The sequence below is a fragment of the Halorubrum vacuolatum genome (genome assembly GCF_900188065.1).
GTDB classification, from domain to species: Archaea; Halobacteriota; Halobacteria; order Halobacteriales; family Haloferacaceae; genus Halorubrum; species Halorubrum vacuolatum.
On the sequence record NZ_FZNQ01000017.1, the window covers coordinates 1 to 16,199 of the forward strand.

Genomic DNA, 16,199 nt, shown 5'->3' on the forward strand with positions numbered 1-16,199 from the left:
AGACGCTCAGAAGATCCACAAGCAACGACCAATCTTACAAGAGACGCTCGCTACCGCTACACAACCGAGGTGTGAGGCTTAACTAAAGACGGATGGTGGAGGGGTGAGGGTACTATCGTTCACGTAACAGACATTGTGGACTGATGAATAATAAGCTTCTGCCTGAATAACGTGTGTAGCAATTCGATGCCTTATATATTAGGTGGTGCTGGTATTGCCAGCCTCGGACGCACTCAACTCAACTGAGCCCCGCAATGTGAGCAGTCTATGGTTGGCACCTCGCTGGGGGAGATCTCGGCGTGAGGGCGGAGTTCTGCATCACAACTTGGACAGTGAGAAAGACAGACTCGAAGGTGGGCGAGCAGCTCTCGTTGTTCGGTGCTTCGAAGGTTGTCCCAGCCCGGGACGTGTCGCTGGAGGGCAATAAAAAGCCCCACATCGGCATCAACTGCGGCGACTGACGGCCATTCGCCAGCGATCCAGGTACCGTCCATGACGATGACTGGCTCGCCGGTCTCGATAGTGATGTTTGTTTTCTGCGTCTCAAGCATTCTGGCAAGGTATGCAACCCGAGAGGGACCACGGACCTGAGCGATCAGCCGTTGCCACTCAGCATAAAACGGTGGTGTCAGTCGGTGTTCGGCATCAACAACGTCGGCAGCGCGCAGCGACTCCCAAAGCTGGCGACCGCCGAGGCCAGCACCATCGCCGTTGCGGCTCGTGTCCATGCTTAGCCAACGAGGACCGTACTGAAGACTGCGACACCGATGATGGTGATGAGTGATAAAAAGACATATCGCAGCATGCCGGGTACACCCGCGATGGTGTCCCGATAAAATTTTTGGGAGGAGCCCTCTCGTCTCAGTAACGGTGCAAGAAGGCGTCCACGAGGTAATCGGGCCACCAGCGTACACGCTTGGCGGGTATCCGATCGAATATGCGGTCGGTCCATACCTAAGGTAGGTACCATCAGTATATATTGTTTTCCCAACAACACGGGTGGACGGTCTCGAAGGCAAGCCTCGTGCAGCACTATTTTGATACAGCAAGAGCGTGTCATAGAATCAATATCATAGCTTCTCACAGCCCGGTTTGTTCCCTCGCTCGGAGTGTGTGATTGCCACAACCAGTCGAAGACACAGTGCAAGGAACACTTCTGTTCGAGCGTGGACGCGGCCTCGGGCGCGGAAAGTCCCCGAAATATCGTGTGTTAGGCCATCCTACCCGGTATCTCCCACGTCGTTAGCCTATCCAAACGGTTCGGTAGGTCGGGCTTACAAAGTAGGCAGGGTATGTAGTGGGTAGTGAGCGCCGACGTCTTCCGGAGCAGTTCGGGAGCGATTCAGGGGCGCACCAACAAACGACAACCGAATCTACCAATGATCCCACAAGGAAAACTCCTCGCACTCGCGCTCGTCTTCGCGGCCGTCATCGGCCTCGCGGGCACGGGTGCGTTCACGACTGTTGAAGCGGACCGCACAGCTGATGTCGAAGTCGCCGGCGACGCCGAAGCGTTGCTCGGACTTCAGGCGACGGACGACTCTCCATTCGCCGATATGGACGATGAACAGCTCATTCTGACGCTGGATGAGGACGATGCAGAAGATGGCGAAGGATTGAATGTAAGAGCAACAACGTACGGTGCGGATGCATTCACTGTGACCAACCAAGGGAGTGAAGACGGTATCGAAATCGGGTTTGATTTCGAAGAGGGAGATGCTGCTGACAACATCTACTTCGTTGTGGACGATGGTGATGAGGAAGATTCGGGTGACGAACTCGGATTTGAGGAAGGTTTCGATCTTGAGCGTGATTCGGTGGTACCCAAGGGTGATCTTGAGGTAGTTGGTGCTGCTGACGATAGTGAGGACACCGCCACGATTGAACTCGACCCCGGTGAATCGGTCGACATTGGAATCATCTACGAGATCGATGATCCCGATGACGACGATTTCGATGATTTCGATGATTTCGAGGAAGAAGAGGTGTTTGATGACGACTTGGTGACCATCACCGCTGACGGGACTGAATAGAACGGCGACGACTAACGCAACCACGACGGCGCAGGTAACACACCCCCGCCGTGGGGGCTTCCCTGTGTGATTACAGTATGGCTATCGATTACTGATTTCAAATCAGCAGGTAAGATGCCTTCTTCTTCAATGTCGAATAGCACATAGGTAGTATCGAGGGTGTCATAGAACTCTTGTCACACCGTGATGATCGTGCTTCCTGGATTGTCCCCTCGTTCGTAGTTAGTGATCGCAATGACGAGACGTAGACACAAAGACAGGAACACTTGTGCTCGTGCATGGACGCGGCCTCGGGCGCGAACGTGCCCGAGGCCGCAGTCCTTGACTGCATCGTTAGTTCGTTCGACGCCTGTCCGGCGATTGTACGTCTCATCTAACGTCGATTGCTTCAGCTTCACGTTCTTGCTGTGTTCTTTGATACGGTCTTCGACTCTGTACTCAATGTCGAGTGGGTCGTCGGTGTTTCGTGCGTTGTACGGGGCGATTGGCACGACTACCTGCTGGCGGCAGGAGTCGTGCCAATCGAGTGTGTCTTGACATCCTCCCCGCCCTAAACAGTAGTTGCCGAACCTAACTGAGGTTCATTTTGGTTCGCTCTTGAGTTCGCGTATGGTCGAGACAGCTGAGGCAAAACAAGTCTGTCGTGCCGCTTCGATGGTGCTGTTCCCAAAGCTGGAGTTCGGGGTCAAACAGTGCGGGAAGTACACGAGAGAGGATTTTCTCGAAATCCTCTCTCGTATTGCCTTTGATCAGGAGTTTGCAAACACGGGTGGGAAGACGCTCCAACTGGATCGGAAAGAGCAGGTCGACATCACATCCACTGCTCGCAATTCCCTCGCCAAATCGCTGCTGCACCACTTGCGAAACCTCTCGACGGACGCCATCGACGACCAGTTCGATGGCGTCCGGGATCGACTATTCGAAGTTCTTCGCGCACAGCGGCGACTTCCTGCGTTCGTCGATGTCGCAATCGATCTCCATGAATGGCGGTTCTACGGCTCAGCCGACACTGACCACGTGGTAACGAGCTATCCTGATCTGGGAACAAACAGAGCGTTTTGCTTCGCAACGCTCTGTATCGTTGCTCCACGCGCTCGATTTACGCTTGATGTGCTTCCGATGGACGCGAACGGCTTTCGCGCGAAGCGCGATGCCGTTCGCTCTCTCATCGAAACGGCTCGTGAATACGTCTCGATTCGGCATGTCTACCTCGACCGTGGGTTCTATCAAGTTCATGTCGTTTCAGAGCTGGAACAGCTGGGCGTTGATTACATCGTTCGTGCACGCCCGAGTAGTGGGATGAAAAGCCGTCTCAGCGCCGGCGCTGAGACGGTCGCCGATGAGTACACGATGCAGCGAAAGCGTCCGCCGACAGCGACGGTCGATGTGACGGTTTTCGCGGTTCCGCACCGTTCGACCGATGATGAACACGTGTGGTTTGTCACGAGTTTGGATGTAGATTCTTCAACAGCGCAAGCGTACGCGGCGGCGTTCCGCCGCCGCTGGGGAATCGAAACATCCTATCGGCAGATCGGTGACTTCCTCCCGAGAATGTCGTCGCCGACGTTCTCAGTTCGGTTATTCTACTTTCTGTTCGCTGTCGCGCTGTACAATCTGTGGGTGCTCGCAAACATCCTTATTGCTGGGAAGATCCACCCGGAGAAACCGCCAATTTCGACGCGGATCTTTCGGCGACTCATCCTGACAGACTACGGCTAAGCTTGCCTTTCACTCCGACCGGGAAACCGGTAGGTGAGCGTTTTCTCGAGAGGTGTTGCTCGGGAACACCGCTTCAACGGCGTTCCCTCGCATCCTTCGTTTATCCAGCACTGGGAAAAAAGTCACACTCGCTGCGATCTCGGAACTAACTCTGTCGTGGGTGCCTCAACGAGAACTTGGTTCGGCAACTACTGTTCACGTCGGGGAGGATGTCATGTCCAAAAAAGCCGGCTACTAGCGGCGCAGGCGAATCGCCGCTAGGAGAGCGAGCAGCATCGCAAACGACGGGGGTGTCTCCTTGGACAAAAAAGAAGCTAAGAGCCTCAGTTCTCACCTTGAGAGTGAGAAGAATTATCGCAGTCACAGCCGCCTTCACGAAGGAGAGTCCCGACAGTAGAATCAGAGCCACATGCAGGACAGATGACGCGGACATCAATGAGGACATCATAATCGCTATGATCAAGACTACCGGTGGAGGCTGACGAAGAGATAGCAGAGTCGATCACAACAGCAAGACGGCCTTGGAGTTTTTTGATAGCCTCCACCTTTTTTTCGACCGTGTCCGTCGTATGTTCCGGGAGACTTGCCTCACGGTATTCCGTGAGATAGGTGTATATCGCCTGGTGTGTCACAAAATCTCGCAGGAGGTCATCGACACACACGCCTTCACGTTCCAGTCGACGTTTTGCACGCGTCTGTTCGGCTCCGGAGTCGGCGAGAGCAGTATAGATCCCACTGAGTTCGAACTGGGCCGGCGAAACGTTGGCAGCTCTGAGAGCGGCTTCAAGAATGGCATAATTGAACTCATCAGCAAGATCCCGGAGGCTGGTCCGCTCACCAGAAACTCCCGTCCAATCGGCTTCAAGTTGCGCGCCCATCCCGTCAAGATCGTATTTGTCAATAAGACGGGCTACTTTTGTACGTTTGTTATTTGTATTGCCTTTCATACGAACTATAACTAGAGGATCGTTACAAAATTGACGGTGTAAGCACACCCATGTCAATTCTACTTTGTAGGACTGCTACTCGAGGCCCTCGATCAGCGTGTGATCTGCAGAGAGAGGGTCAGCGTCAGCAGGCAGTAACGCTGCGATCAAGTAGTCGGTATACTCCTCAAAGTATTCAATCACGCGGGCAATACGATCAGAATCAATCGCTTCGAGTGAATCGAGAAGAATGAATGGAACCTCCTTGTGGACTTCATGGGCAAGGTAGCCAGCAAGTGCAAAAACGAGTCCTGTCACTTCCCGTTCGCTCTCAGACAGGTGATCGCTGGTATCCTGATAGGCCGTTCCGTCTGCTGTCTGGCGAACAATATGAAGTTCGAATACCGTTTGAGTGACTTTCCGCCGTCCATCACGGACTTGTTTGTCACGACGTTCAATCCAGATTCGTTCAAGATTCTCATATTCAAGCAGAGCAAGTACAGTCTCCATGTGGTCATTAAACGATTCAACCGCAGTCGCCTCAATTTGATCGACACGCGTTCGAAGTTCGACCAAGCGGTCAGAAAGCTCATCATGCTTTGCCATGAGTGATTCTCGCTCGGTGAGTGCCGTTTCACGCTCGCTGATTTCTGTGTCAAGTGACGAAAGAGTCTCTGTAATTCTGTCAATCCGGAGGTCAAGGGAATTAGCCTCCCGGTGGAGCTCAAGTGCCTCATCGTGATCCGCCGTATCAATCGATTCGGCTGTTTGCTCAAGCGCAGCGACCTCGGATTCTTTCTCAGTGATTTGTGAAGCGAGGTTATCAATTCGGTCTTGAGTACTCTCTATTTCGGATTTAACCGTGGAGAGTCGGCGCTGCATCTGTTCGCGTTCGCGAAGGGTAGCCTGAATTTGCGACTGTCGACTGGTGAGATCGTCGATCTCTGCCTGAATGTCGTTTCTGTCAGCAAGTTTGTCCGCCCGGAGATCACGGAGTTGCTCAAGCGTGGATTCAATTTGTGTCGACTGGACGTCGGAACCACAAGTCCAACAAGTAATTGCATCCTCGGCAACGAGCGCCGCTGTTGGATCATCTGTATCTGTAACATCACTTCCGACGCTATCAATCGTGACGCCAGCTCCCTCGGTCATTTCTTTGTTGAACTCAATGATGCTTCCGAGTTGACTGATCGTCTCATCTAACGACTCCTTGCGTTGACGGAGATGATCAATCTGCTGGGCAAGTTCGTCCGGGCTCCCATCTGGTGTGTCGGTATCTGCAAGCGCTTCTGAAAGCTCATCACGCTCATTTTTCAATTGTGCAAGTGTCGATTGTTCAGTTTCAAGATCGAATTCAAACTGCTCTAGTTCTGCGCGAGCGTCCCGTACATCCTGGAATGCTTCTTCTAATTCCTGCTTGCGCGTTCGGCTTTCTTCAGCACCAGTATCAAGCTCCGCAAGTTGGGCCCGAACCGTTTTCAACTGCTCTTTTGCCGAAGCGAGCTCATCACGCTTATTCTTTCGTTTCGCTTCCAAGTCTGGAAGTTCCTGCTCAAGCGTCTCCAACCGCTCAATTTTGGATTCGAGATCATCACGCTCCCGGCGGCACGCTGCAATATCGGCTTCTATGCGATCTGTATCGATAGGGCGCATGATGACATCACGGAGGTTCTCACCGCGAGCCACGGCGCGGCGTGCCTCATTGTTTTCGAGGAGGAAAGCAAAGAGATCAGCAACCGCTGGGTCCTCAAGATAAGGATCGCCACTAAATGTAACACGTCCATTTTCTCGGGAAAGTGTCCGCGTGTACGTGTCCCCGTTGAACTCAATGGTTACTGATCCCTCATCTGCATCCGCTTTGAGAGAACTCCGAGTGCTTCCAAGACCAGTCATCAATGCCTGAAGGAAAGATGTCCGGTTTGTCGCGTTTCGGCCTGTCAAAATCGAAATACCGGGTGACAACGTAACGTCTGTTTCATCGATTCCACCAATATTTCGGACATGTACATGAGCTCGTGGTTTGGATACTTGTGTATTTGTCATAGCCGCATTTAGTTAGTAGTGCGGTTAAAGATACCCCTCGGTGATGGCTTCTATGTGGCTTCAATATGCTAGAGGCGGCGTTTTGCAAATATTAGCCAGGAGAGCAAGTATCGCTGATACACACATACATCACAGCAAAAGTATATGTTATAACCATATATTGATAGTATATAAAATAATAAACATTATTCGATTTTCCCCGTCCGAGGGGCCGGGTTAACATCCTCCACGCGCTGGAGCGCAAGGCTTTCTGCTCGATCCTCGGTAAAATCGTGGGCTTCGGGCCTCCCAATCAATATGAAGACACAGAGGTGGGAAACGACCCCCTGTGATTGGTGCGCCGGCGACACGATGAATCTGGCAGATCAGTACGCCGGCAAGCAGATGTTTGTTTGCTGAACATAAAATAAGTGCCGATTTAACTGAAATAGGTGCTAAATCCCCTTCCTCAAGGAACCGTCGACGGGTCACGCGAAAGCGTACTTGAACCCCGAGGAAACGCGCAGCCTGAATCTCTACTTCGTGGAATCCTCGTCGCCAGACGAAGTCTGGCGGGCAGCCAGAACGCAAGGCGTTCTGGGGACGCCTTTTAAAATAGGGAGGCGGTCAATTATTTGTAGAATCTTGACGGACATACAGACCTTTATGTACCCGATCAAGATAATCAAGTTTTGCGAGCAAAGCTAACCGTGCATTAACGTATGCTCGATCTGCATCAATCAACTCAGCAAGCAGCCCGGCGGTATACCGCCGCCCATCGGACATGACGTCGAGGATCGCCTCGTCTGTCTTGTTGAGGGGGCCAGTCTGTTCCTCATTATCTATTGTCATAGGTAATCACCTCTGCTTGCGTCAGTCCACGCTTGTCACATGGTTATTGTAGACTCAGCGTAATATACTCTCGTACTTGGAGAGGGAGAGTCACCAACCCACGACTAAAGTCGTGGGCTTGTCGGTGGACTCCCGTTCTGGCCAACCCTACTGGGTGGCAGGCGAGTAGCCGCCATTCACGTTCAGCGTCCCCGACTTCAGGGCGAGGTGACGTGTCGCCCCTCCGTGCGGAGACTTTTGCCCCGCACGGAGGCGTCGAAAGCCGATGTTCTTCGCCGCGTTGTAGTCTGCGTGGACTTCGTAACCGCACTTCCGGCAACAGAACTTCGCTTGTGACCGGCGGTTCTCGTCCAGCGTCGTCCCGCATTTTGAACACCGCTTGGACGTGTACGCCGGGTCGACCTGCGTGGCCTCGATCCCTTCCGCTTCGGCTTTGTATGCCACGTAGTCGTACAGGCGTCGGAACGCCCACGCGTGGAACTTCTTTGCGCCGGGCATCCGCTCGCGGATGTCCGTTAACTCCTCGAAGGCGATCTCGTCGCACTCGTGCGCGATGGCTTCGTGGACGATGGCCTTCGAGATGCGGTGGAGGTACTCGTTGACCCACCGTCTCTCGCGGTCGCCCATCCGTTCGATAGTGCGATGGGCCGATTCTGTTCCTGTCCGTTGGAGGTCGCCACGAACGCGCTCGTACTCCCGGCGACGGTGGGTGAGGTAGTCGCCGCTCCAGAACATCCCGGTTGACGTGACGGCGATCTGCTCGATACCGAGGTCGACACCGAGGACTGTGCTGTGCTCGGCGTCGCCTTCGTCCGGTAGCTCGGACTCCACGTCGGCCTTCGTTCCGATGTGGAGGTAAAACGTGTCCGTCGCGTCGCGGTACTGAAGCGTCGCGCCCGTCACTTCGTAGGTGTCGTCGCGGAGGTATTCGGTCTGCGGGTTGTCGCCCTCCGGTGGGAGAACGTACTCGGCTTGGATACGTCCGTTCACCGTGGAGAGGGAGACGTGGTCGTCGTGGAACGTCGCACTCCGTTTGTCGTAGCGCACCGAGGGCGTCGTAAAGTGTGGTTGCGACGCCTTCTTACCGTTCTGCCACCGAGCGACGACGCCCTTGATGGCTTCGGCGGCTCGGTTGCGTGCTGATTGAACGAGATTCGCTTGTAGGCGTGTCTGTTCGCGCACGTCGGAGTACGTCCGGTCGTGGAGTTCCGTCTTGGATGTGGGCTTGTAGTCGTCCTGCCATGCGTCTTGGACGACGTAGTTGCACGCCCACAGATACTCCTCGACCGTTTCGTGGAGGAGGGTCGCATCGCTGTCGTCTACGTCGAGTTTGACGACGACCGTGCGACGCACCTCCGCCATACTTCATATGTAGAAGTATAGATTCATAAATGAAACGGTAACATGGGGGAGTCAGACTGCCGTTTTTCGGTGGTTTTTTGCTCTCATGTCGGCTTCCTCCCACGGCTAAAGCCGTGGGTTTCCGCCTTGAAATTGCTATGACATCCTCCCCGCCGTTCACGGTGGGGTTTCCTCGCGCTGGGGATATCGCTTACCGGCCCACGGAGGCAACTTGCGGGTTCGCATGCTCCTCGTTGGAACAAGAGCGTGATGACTCTGACCACTCGTGGTCGTTCCATTTGAGGCAGACAGGCCGTGCCATCGACCGTGTTACCGCTGTCTGCCGTTGACGAGACGCTCTGCGTCTCGTTCGCCAACCAGAACTCGAAGCGTTCTGGTGACGCCGAAGGAAGGTCTCTGACGCCACGAGGCCGGCGTGCCCCTCGAAGCCACACGGACACGTCAACGTATCACGGTGTCGCGTCGTATCCTCTGTCGAACCGCAGTTCGGACACTCCTGACTCGTCCACGCCTCAGACCGTACTTCCACCGAGATGCCGTATTCCTCAGCGGTACACATCAGTCGATTCACGAACGCTCTGAGAAACCGCCCTGGGTACGTGAACACTCGTATCCGTCTTGTGGATTTGAAGCGGACAGGGATGCGAACGCGGCGTGGAACATCCTTTCTCGCGGCCTCGAAGACGTAGGAGTGGGTCACTCCGAATCAACGTCCCCAGAAATCAGAGATTTCTGGTGTGCAGACGAATCGCTGTGCGATTCGTGAACGCCTGTGGAGACTGCGCTCCCTGTGGATACGTCCGTATCTCCAAAGCGCGTCGTGAAAACAGGAAGCCCCACTCTCAAGGAGCGAGCGGCGAAAGTCGTGAGCGAGTAGGGTGGGGTAGTTCACCTGCAAAGCACCCTTACCTCAGCGGGCGCCGATTTTCAATTAAAGCTCAATATATTGTGATTCCCACGCAACCCGATCCTCAAGTTCGCGTTCTCCACGTTGAGTGAGTACATAATAGTTCGTCCGCTCGTCTTTTTTTCCTTTCTTAATGAGACCCTTGTGGACGAGTGAATCCAGATTTGGGTACAACTGACCAGAGTTGATCTCCTTATGATAGTAGTCCTCAACTTCATTTTTGATAGCCAATCCATGCGGTTCATCAAGACCAGCAACAGTGAAGATTAAATCACGCTGAAATCCCGTCAGGTCGTGCATGCAGCCATATATACTAATAGTAGATAAAAGCATAGTGAATTACCGCGGTCAACCTAACGCTCGAGATATCTCACGCTTCATTGTGAAATGTCAACGATTAAGGAATTGGTCAATAACCTTTGCCTCTGCTGCTCGGAGATGTTGGTGTAGCGTCGACGAAGAGATGTCGAATCGGTCAGCAAGCTGAGCACCGTCGATCTTGCGTGGGTCTTCGTAGTATCCCTCACGGAACGCAGTCTCCATGATCGCCTGCTGTCTGGCTGTCAACCCAGCATCATTTTCTGGTGAGCCCTGACCACCTGAGGACTCAGAGGGATGGTATTTTGCCACGAGCGTGCACGAACCATGTTCTTCGGTGAGTCGCTCACGTACTATGCCAATCATGTCCGAATTAGTCGTCAAAAATCGGATCACGCCACCAGATGGCTGAGCGCGGAGGCCGGTGATGCGCGTGTTTGTCACTGTGGTAATTTCCTGCAGAGTTCCGAGTGCATTCGATTCGTGGTCGGTTATCGAGAGCTCGATCCCATGTTGTTCTTCGGAGAGACGCTCAACTGAGTCGATAACAATACCCGGTGTCTCGATAAGGTACTCACGGAGTTCCGTATCCTCGTACCCGTCGGCAGTTCCTGCAACGTGTACTGCGTCTGAACCGGTCATCGCCACGTAATTGATACTAATCGTTCCTCCCTTGGGGAGTTCCGGAAACAGCGGCGCAGGATCGTGACACTCGATAGAAAACACGACGGGTGACCCATCAGTGGGGGGCATCTCAAGAGCTGAGATACATTTTCCAGCTACATCCGCGACGGCACGGATCGCCCGCCGCTCAGGGCCCCCGAAGCGGTCAACAGTCGTACTCACAAGTTCGACGACGGCATAGACGGTTCCGCTGTGACTCACCGGTGCCGCCAACGACTCGCGATAGCCGAAGTACAACAGCTGGCTTCGCCACTCATCGTACGCCTCGTCCGCTGGCTGCGTGTCACTAACGTGTTCGACCGTGTTTCGCTTGCCGGCGATCACGGCAGGGAACTCTTCATCACGTTCGTACAGCTTCGCCGGACCGCCGACCTCTGAGGCGGTGACGACGTCGAGCAACTCATTGACCGGGTCGTACGTGCTGAGGTGTGCATAGTCTCCGAGATGCTCGCCAAACGCCTGAACCGCATTGAAAACCTCCGACTGCGTCCGTGCACTGACCACCGCCTCGATGGCGTTTATGACCCCCTCCCAGAGGGTTTGGTAGCGGTCAGCAATTTGTTGAGTATTTTCAACGTCACCTGAGAGTTCCTGGAGGGATGACGCCTGCTGAAGCTGTGTTAACGCGGCCGCAATTTGATTGGTGACAGCTTGGAAAAATGCTTCAATTGTTTCATTACGTTCCTCTACCACAGCAATCAACACACTCGTCTTGTCTAATGAGGTGACGAATACAGAACTGGTCGGCACAGCTGTTCCTCCACTTGGCCCAGAGTCGTCGGCCGGCTCCGTCTCCCTCCCCCCTCGGGTTTCGCCGTTCGACCGCGAGTCAATTACCGATGCAGCATCGAGCCACTGGAGTTCGCTCGCGCCGAGCGCCTGCCAAACCGCCGTCTCGCCGGCGGCGACCCGCTCAGGGAGATGGTACGCGTCAGCGTCTCCGGCAACGGCTCGCCGGACCAGAGCACCGTCTTCGGGATCCTGCACATAGATGGCCACCTCATCCGTGGTGACGGCCCCCGCGACGGCGTTGACACAGGCGTTATATGCATCCGTCACGGTTTCAGCCTGAAACACGCTGTTGCTCACGGCATAGAGGTTTTTCAACTTCCGCTGGCGCCGTAGTTCCTCATTGGCGCCGGTCAGATCGGTGATATCGTTGGCAACACCGAGGACTGCCCGTTCCTCGGTATCGACCGGGTCGAACGGGATCTTCCACGTTTCGAGTATCCGCTCGTTGCCGTCGGCATCGGTGAGCGTCTCCTCCGACCGATGTAACCGTGTTCCCGTCTCGAGCACGTGTCGATCATCCTCCGTGAACGCATCGACTTCCTCGGGGTCGGCCGAATAATCCGCATCGGTCGATCCGATCAGGTCCGACACTGTCGTCCCGTACGCATCGGCGACAGCCTCGTTTGCGAGAATGAACTCGCCCTTCGCGTTCTTTGCGAAGATCAGCTGTGGCACCGTGTCGATGATCTGTTTCAGTTGGTTCCGCTCGGATTCTGCCCGCTCTCGTGCGTCTTCCAGCCGCCGCTTCCGGTCGACTAACGCGATCGCAACCTCAAGATATCGGGCGATGATGCCGATGATCTCACGTTCTTCGGTCCTGAGATCGTCTCTCATAGGCGAGCCAACGATCAACACGCCGTCACGCTCCACCGGCACGATGATCTCCGATCCCAACCGCGTGTCCGGGTTGTGCGCGTCCGACCGATCGCCGAGGTTCGGGTAGTAGCGCATTTCGCCCGCATCGAACGCCTCCCATGCAAGGGATTCCCCCGGTGCAAACCGGGGGGGTTCATCGACGATTACGTCGCTGTCGGACGAGACCTTCAGTGGCACCAACCTGTTCTCGTCCTCGGTGAAGCTCCAGTAGCCGATAAGCGATCGGTTGAGGAGATCAGTAATCGCTTCGATTGCCACCTCGATGGCTGCCTCACGGTCCGAAGCCGCCATGAGCGCCCCAACGAGCTTGCGCGTTTCTGCGAGCCGCTCGCGCATACGTTCACGGTCGCTGAGGTCGACGTTCACACAGGCAAGCCCCCCGTCGGGAAGCCGGGCGAGCTCGACACGATGAGTGACAGCTGAACCATCCTTGCGGCGCCCGACCAGTTCCCCCTCCCAGGAACCGACCTCCATGACTACAGGGAGAATATCGGTGCGGATCCGCTCCACTACCTCGTCGTCGTAAAACTGCGTCCAGCTGCCGCCGATCAGCTCATCGGTCCGGTCGTAGCCGAACAAGGAGGCGTGTGCGTCGTTGAGATACGAATAGGTTTCGTCGGCATCAAGCAGTCCGATGCCGGCCGGGGAGATATCTATCGCCGTTGACTGGCGTTCGAGCTGTTCTATGCGCGCCAACCGATCTCGTGCGTCCTGAAACACACCCAGTACATATGTGGTTCCGTTGTGGGTGACCGTCGTTGAGCGGACGTCGACCGGAATCGTAGTTCCGTCGCGCCGGAGAATCGAAACTGAAGGATCCTCATCGGCGTATGTCAGTGTTTCATCACCCTGCTTTACCGATTCGAATCCCTCGCGGTGTTGCTGCTCAGTGTCGGTCGGATGGAGCTCGGTCTGATGAACACCGATAAGCGAGGACCGGCTGCGGCCGAATAACTCGGTCGCGGCCTCGTTGACCGCAACGACAGTCCCCGTCTCCGCTTCCGCTGCGATAATCGCTGTCGGAGCTCGAAGCATGAGCTCGGCATAAAAAGCCTCAGCCCCAGAGCGCCAGTTGGCTGGATGATCATTCACAATTGGTGACTGGTTGAGCCCGCAGGCGTTTTGTTGTATCGAAGGCGGCCACTTGTGGACTATCACATTAGTCAACTACCTCGGGATCAAGCTCCGAGGTATCCACCTTGTATCTTGACGATGACGGCACTGCATCCCCTCCCTGCACGCGCCCCCCGTTCGGTCGACGCTCGCTGAGGAAGGGGGCTTAGCGCCTACTTTCAGCTAATGTGATCACTGATCACGAGTCGAGTGACCTACGGTCTGACATCCCCTGCCAATAAGGGCGTATGAGAATGTCACTTCGGTCACTCTGACCGTAGGCTCCAATATCGGGTAGTCGTCGAAACGTGGGAGTCGAGATCGTCGTCGCTCGCTCGGAATCGAAGATGGTGCGCTTCGTGGTGGAGTCGGTGCGTCGATCCCCTCGGGATATTCTCGATCAGCTCGGAACGTGGGCGTTTCTGGGGCAACCCCACTACGACTTAGTTGTCACAGGCTCTAACGCGAATAGAACACACTCCGGATCACGTCGAAAGTGAGGGTACGGTGGAGCGAAGCGATACGGGAGAGTGGGCTTGTGTCGATCCTTCTGTTGCACAGCGAGCGTAGTCGATCCGCGTCGAACTATCGGGCGTGTCGTCGTACACTCGGAGTCGGCGATCGCGACGGCGACGTGGCACACACGGCGTCGAGCGGTGGCGAGCGCGGTCGCGAGCTGCGAGCGCGACGTGCGATAGCACGGTCGCGAGAGCGGCGGAAGCGAAACGCGCATCGAGCGCGAGTCTCGGTCTGCGCGACGAGCGCGACGGCGTGGGATATTGCGTAGAGCGCGTCGTGCGCTCGTTCAGCGTCTGTCAGCGCGACGTGGCGCTGTGTGTCGAGCGTGAGCTCGGCGTCTCTACGACGCGAAGAGTAGTGCGTGACGCGGCACTCCGCGTTCGGTCATCGAGGATGAAATCCTCGGTCGCGGTGTCGGCGCGATCTCGACTCCATCTCTCGAAGAGAGTCCTGTGCGTGATACGCTACGTTTCGATCGACGTCTCGATCCACGGGCTGTTCTACGCTCATTTTCTTTCCGCGATCGCGACGTCTCACTCTCGGCGTGTCGGCGTTCTTCTCACACTCCTGATACAGCGTTCGCATTGCGATGTTCACTCGGCGTCTGTCTCTCTCAGCGGTGCTCGGTCTGCGTTCGATCGTGTGTGATCTGCTTCGTCTTCGCGACTCCGACTCCGGGGTGCTGTCTCTATTCTGGGCGTGGGGTGCCCCTGATCTCGGAACCCCATCTATGACGCAGATTAGTCATGGGGTGGTAATCGAGTAATAGATGCGGTCAATCGGTGGGGTGGGGTAAATTAGGGGTCATATATGGATGGGTATTGGTTACCACTTGGTAATTTATGGGGGTATATGTAGAGGTATAATCGGCGTAATCTCTGTTGGGCGTCTAAGTTATGGGGCAATATTATAGATGGGTAACTGCTGTTTTTCTTGTTGGGTGGGTAAGTTAGGGAGTCATATTATGTATGGGTAAAGCTCGATTCTATCTGGGGGGCGTAACGGTTATAGGGTGGGGGTGTGAAGGAGAATTTAGTCCCGAGTATGAGCGTGATAACTGACTACAAGCTAAGAGATCCAGACATTCAATTTCTGCTGGCGGTGAAGGAAATATCAGAAAATCCAAATGAATATGAGTTCACTGATCAGGGGAAAACTCCGGCTAATGCTGCGGCCCTCCGACGCGAAACAGGGCTGTCGAAAACGCAGATCGACTACCGGGTGAAACGGGGTGAACGTGGGTTCGCTGAGGACGGGATGAAACTCCTCCGCACCCATGCTCCGATGATCAATGACGAGGGTGGTTACGATCCGCGATCGGTGGAGTTGACGGACAAGGGGGAGCGGGTCGTCGCTGAGATTCGGGATGTTTTGTCGGGCTCATCGGGCGGTGGTGATGGGGGCGGATTGGGGGAGGATGCCGAGGCTATTCGGGAGGAAATTGAGGCGCTCAAGAACGAGGTTTCTGAACTCCGTTCTGAACTTGAAAAGAAATCTGAAGCTCTTGACCAGATTGAGGCGTCAGAAACGGGGGCGCTCTCGTCTGAGTATGTTGATCGGTTGGAAGCGGTGTTGGGTGCGGTCCCGTTCCAACAGATCGCGCTGAAGCACGTCTTGGGTGTAGACATAGATCATCTTGAGGCGGCTGACAAGGACGACCGTGAGATCGAGCGGCTTCGGAAAGAGGTGCTTGCCACCCTCAATGATCAGGGTGGGGACGCTCCAAACGACCCCGACGATCATGCTTCTGATGGGGACTCGATCACTCAGACGATCGACCTCGATCCGTAATTCTCTGCTCCCGTCTCACGCTCTTTCTATTCGGCTCTGCGGGCTGTGTTTGTAACTCTGTAGCTGTGTTGAAAGTAAGTCCGGGTGTGACCGACTCTGCGAGGGTTGTTTTCGTCGATCCAATCGCGGATCTGGTGTCTCTTTTGGCCGGGATATTCTCCCTTTGTAGACGCCATCAGTAGGGGCGTTTTGTGTGCCTGTACCCGCGTCTGATCAGTCGCTCATATCTCCCTCGACGTCCGGGTCGTGATCGAAGTGGAAGCCGGTGTTGGCACCTCTCGGTTC

At 55.2% G+C, this 16,199-nt stretch carries 9 protein-coding genes and 4 pseudogenes; 4 read left to right on the top strand and 9 right to left on the bottom strand.

Translation table 11 applies throughout. The annotated features are described in order from the left end of the window. Window positions 1-233: 233 nt before the first annotated feature. Both CHB65_RS16995 and CHB65_RS17000 read right to left on the bottom strand, forming a co-directional pair. Window positions 234-728, bottom strand: coding sequence for a hypothetical protein (locus CHB65_RS16995; protein WP_143420425.1), 495 nt, complete (start codon window positions 726-728; stop codon window positions 234-236). Window positions 729-1,070: 342 nt separating this feature from the next. Beyond that, window positions 1,071-1,196, bottom strand: a pseudogene (locus CHB65_RS17000) (IS5/IS1182 family transposase); the annotation flags it as partial. Window positions 1,197-1,304: 108 nt separating this feature from the next. Between CHB65_RS17000 and CHB65_RS13090 the strand changes: the two are divergent. Beyond that, window positions 1,305-2,033, top strand: a complete 729-nt coding sequence (locus CHB65_RS13090; RefSeq protein ID WP_143420426.1) for a hypothetical protein — start codon at window positions 1,305-1,307, stop codon at window positions 2,031-2,033. A gap of 176 nt (window positions 2,034-2,209) precedes the next feature. Here CHB65_RS13090 and CHB65_RS13095 read toward each other — a convergent pair. Continuing rightward, a pseudogene (locus tag CHB65_RS13095) lies at window positions 2,210-2,566 on the bottom strand (transposase); the annotation flags it as partial. A gap of 76 nt (window positions 2,567-2,642) precedes the next feature. On the opposite strand from CHB65_RS13095, the gene CHB65_RS13100 reads away from it, so the two are divergent. After that, entirely contained in the window at window positions 2,643-3,752 is a 1,110-nt protein-coding gene (locus CHB65_RS13100; RefSeq protein WP_089385524.1) for a transposase, read from the top strand. 323 nt (window positions 3,753-4,075) lie between these two features. On the opposite strand, the gene rdfA is transcribed toward CHB65_RS13100, so the two are convergent. The 4 genes and pseudogenes from rdfA to CHB65_RS13120 all read right to left on the bottom strand — a co-directional run. Continuing rightward, window positions 4,076-4,699, bottom strand: a complete 624-nt coding sequence (rdfA, locus tag CHB65_RS13105; protein WP_089385525.1) for a rod-determining factor RdfA — start codon at window positions 4,697-4,699, stop codon at window positions 4,076-4,078. Between the two features lie 75 nt (window positions 4,700-4,774). Further along, window positions 4,775-6,721: an archaea-specific SMC-related protein gene (locus CHB65_RS13110; RefSeq protein WP_089385526.1), complete on the bottom strand. Its 1,947-nt coding sequence runs from the start codon at window positions 6,719-6,721 to the stop codon at window positions 4,775-4,777. Between the two features lie 978 nt (window positions 6,722-7,699). Continuing rightward, on the bottom strand, window positions 7,700-8,914 hold the full coding sequence (locus CHB65_RS13115; RefSeq protein ID WP_143420427.1) for an RNA-guided endonuclease InsQ/TnpB family protein: 1,215 nt from the start codon (window positions 8,912-8,914) through the stop codon (window positions 7,700-7,702). Between the two features lie 190 nt (window positions 8,915-9,104). Further along, window positions 9,105-9,494, bottom strand: a pseudogene (locus tag CHB65_RS13120) (transposase); the annotation flags it as partial. On the opposite strand from CHB65_RS13120, the pseudogene CHB65_RS13125 reads away from it, so the two are divergent. Continuing rightward, window positions 9,489-9,791, top strand: a pseudogene (locus tag CHB65_RS13125) (zinc ribbon domain-containing protein); the annotation flags it as partial. The pseudogenes CHB65_RS13120 and CHB65_RS13125 overlap by 6 nt on opposite strands. A 54-nt stretch (window positions 9,792-9,845) precedes the next feature. On the opposite strand, the gene CHB65_RS13130 reads toward CHB65_RS13125, so the two are convergent. Both CHB65_RS13130 and CHB65_RS13135 read right to left on the bottom strand, forming a co-directional pair. Next, window positions 9,846-10,121 carry a PadR family transcriptional regulator gene (locus tag CHB65_RS13130; protein WP_089385527.1) on the bottom strand — a complete coding sequence of 92 codons (276 nt, stop codon included), beginning with the start codon at window positions 10,119-10,121 and terminating at the stop codon, window positions 9,846-9,848. Between the two features lie 90 nt (window positions 10,122-10,211). Next, entirely contained in the window at window positions 10,212-13,649 is a 3,438-nt protein-coding gene (locus tag CHB65_RS13135) for a PAS domain S-box protein (RefSeq protein WP_321166753.1), read from the bottom strand. A gap of 1,518 nt (window positions 13,650-15,167) precedes the next feature. Between CHB65_RS13135 and CHB65_RS13140 the strand changes: the two genes are divergently transcribed. Further along, on the top strand, window positions 15,168-15,914 hold the full coding sequence (locus CHB65_RS13140; RefSeq protein ID WP_143420428.1) for a dynamitin family protein: 747 nt from the start codon (window positions 15,168-15,170) through the stop codon (window positions 15,912-15,914). Window positions 15,915-16,199 lie beyond the last annotated feature (285 nt).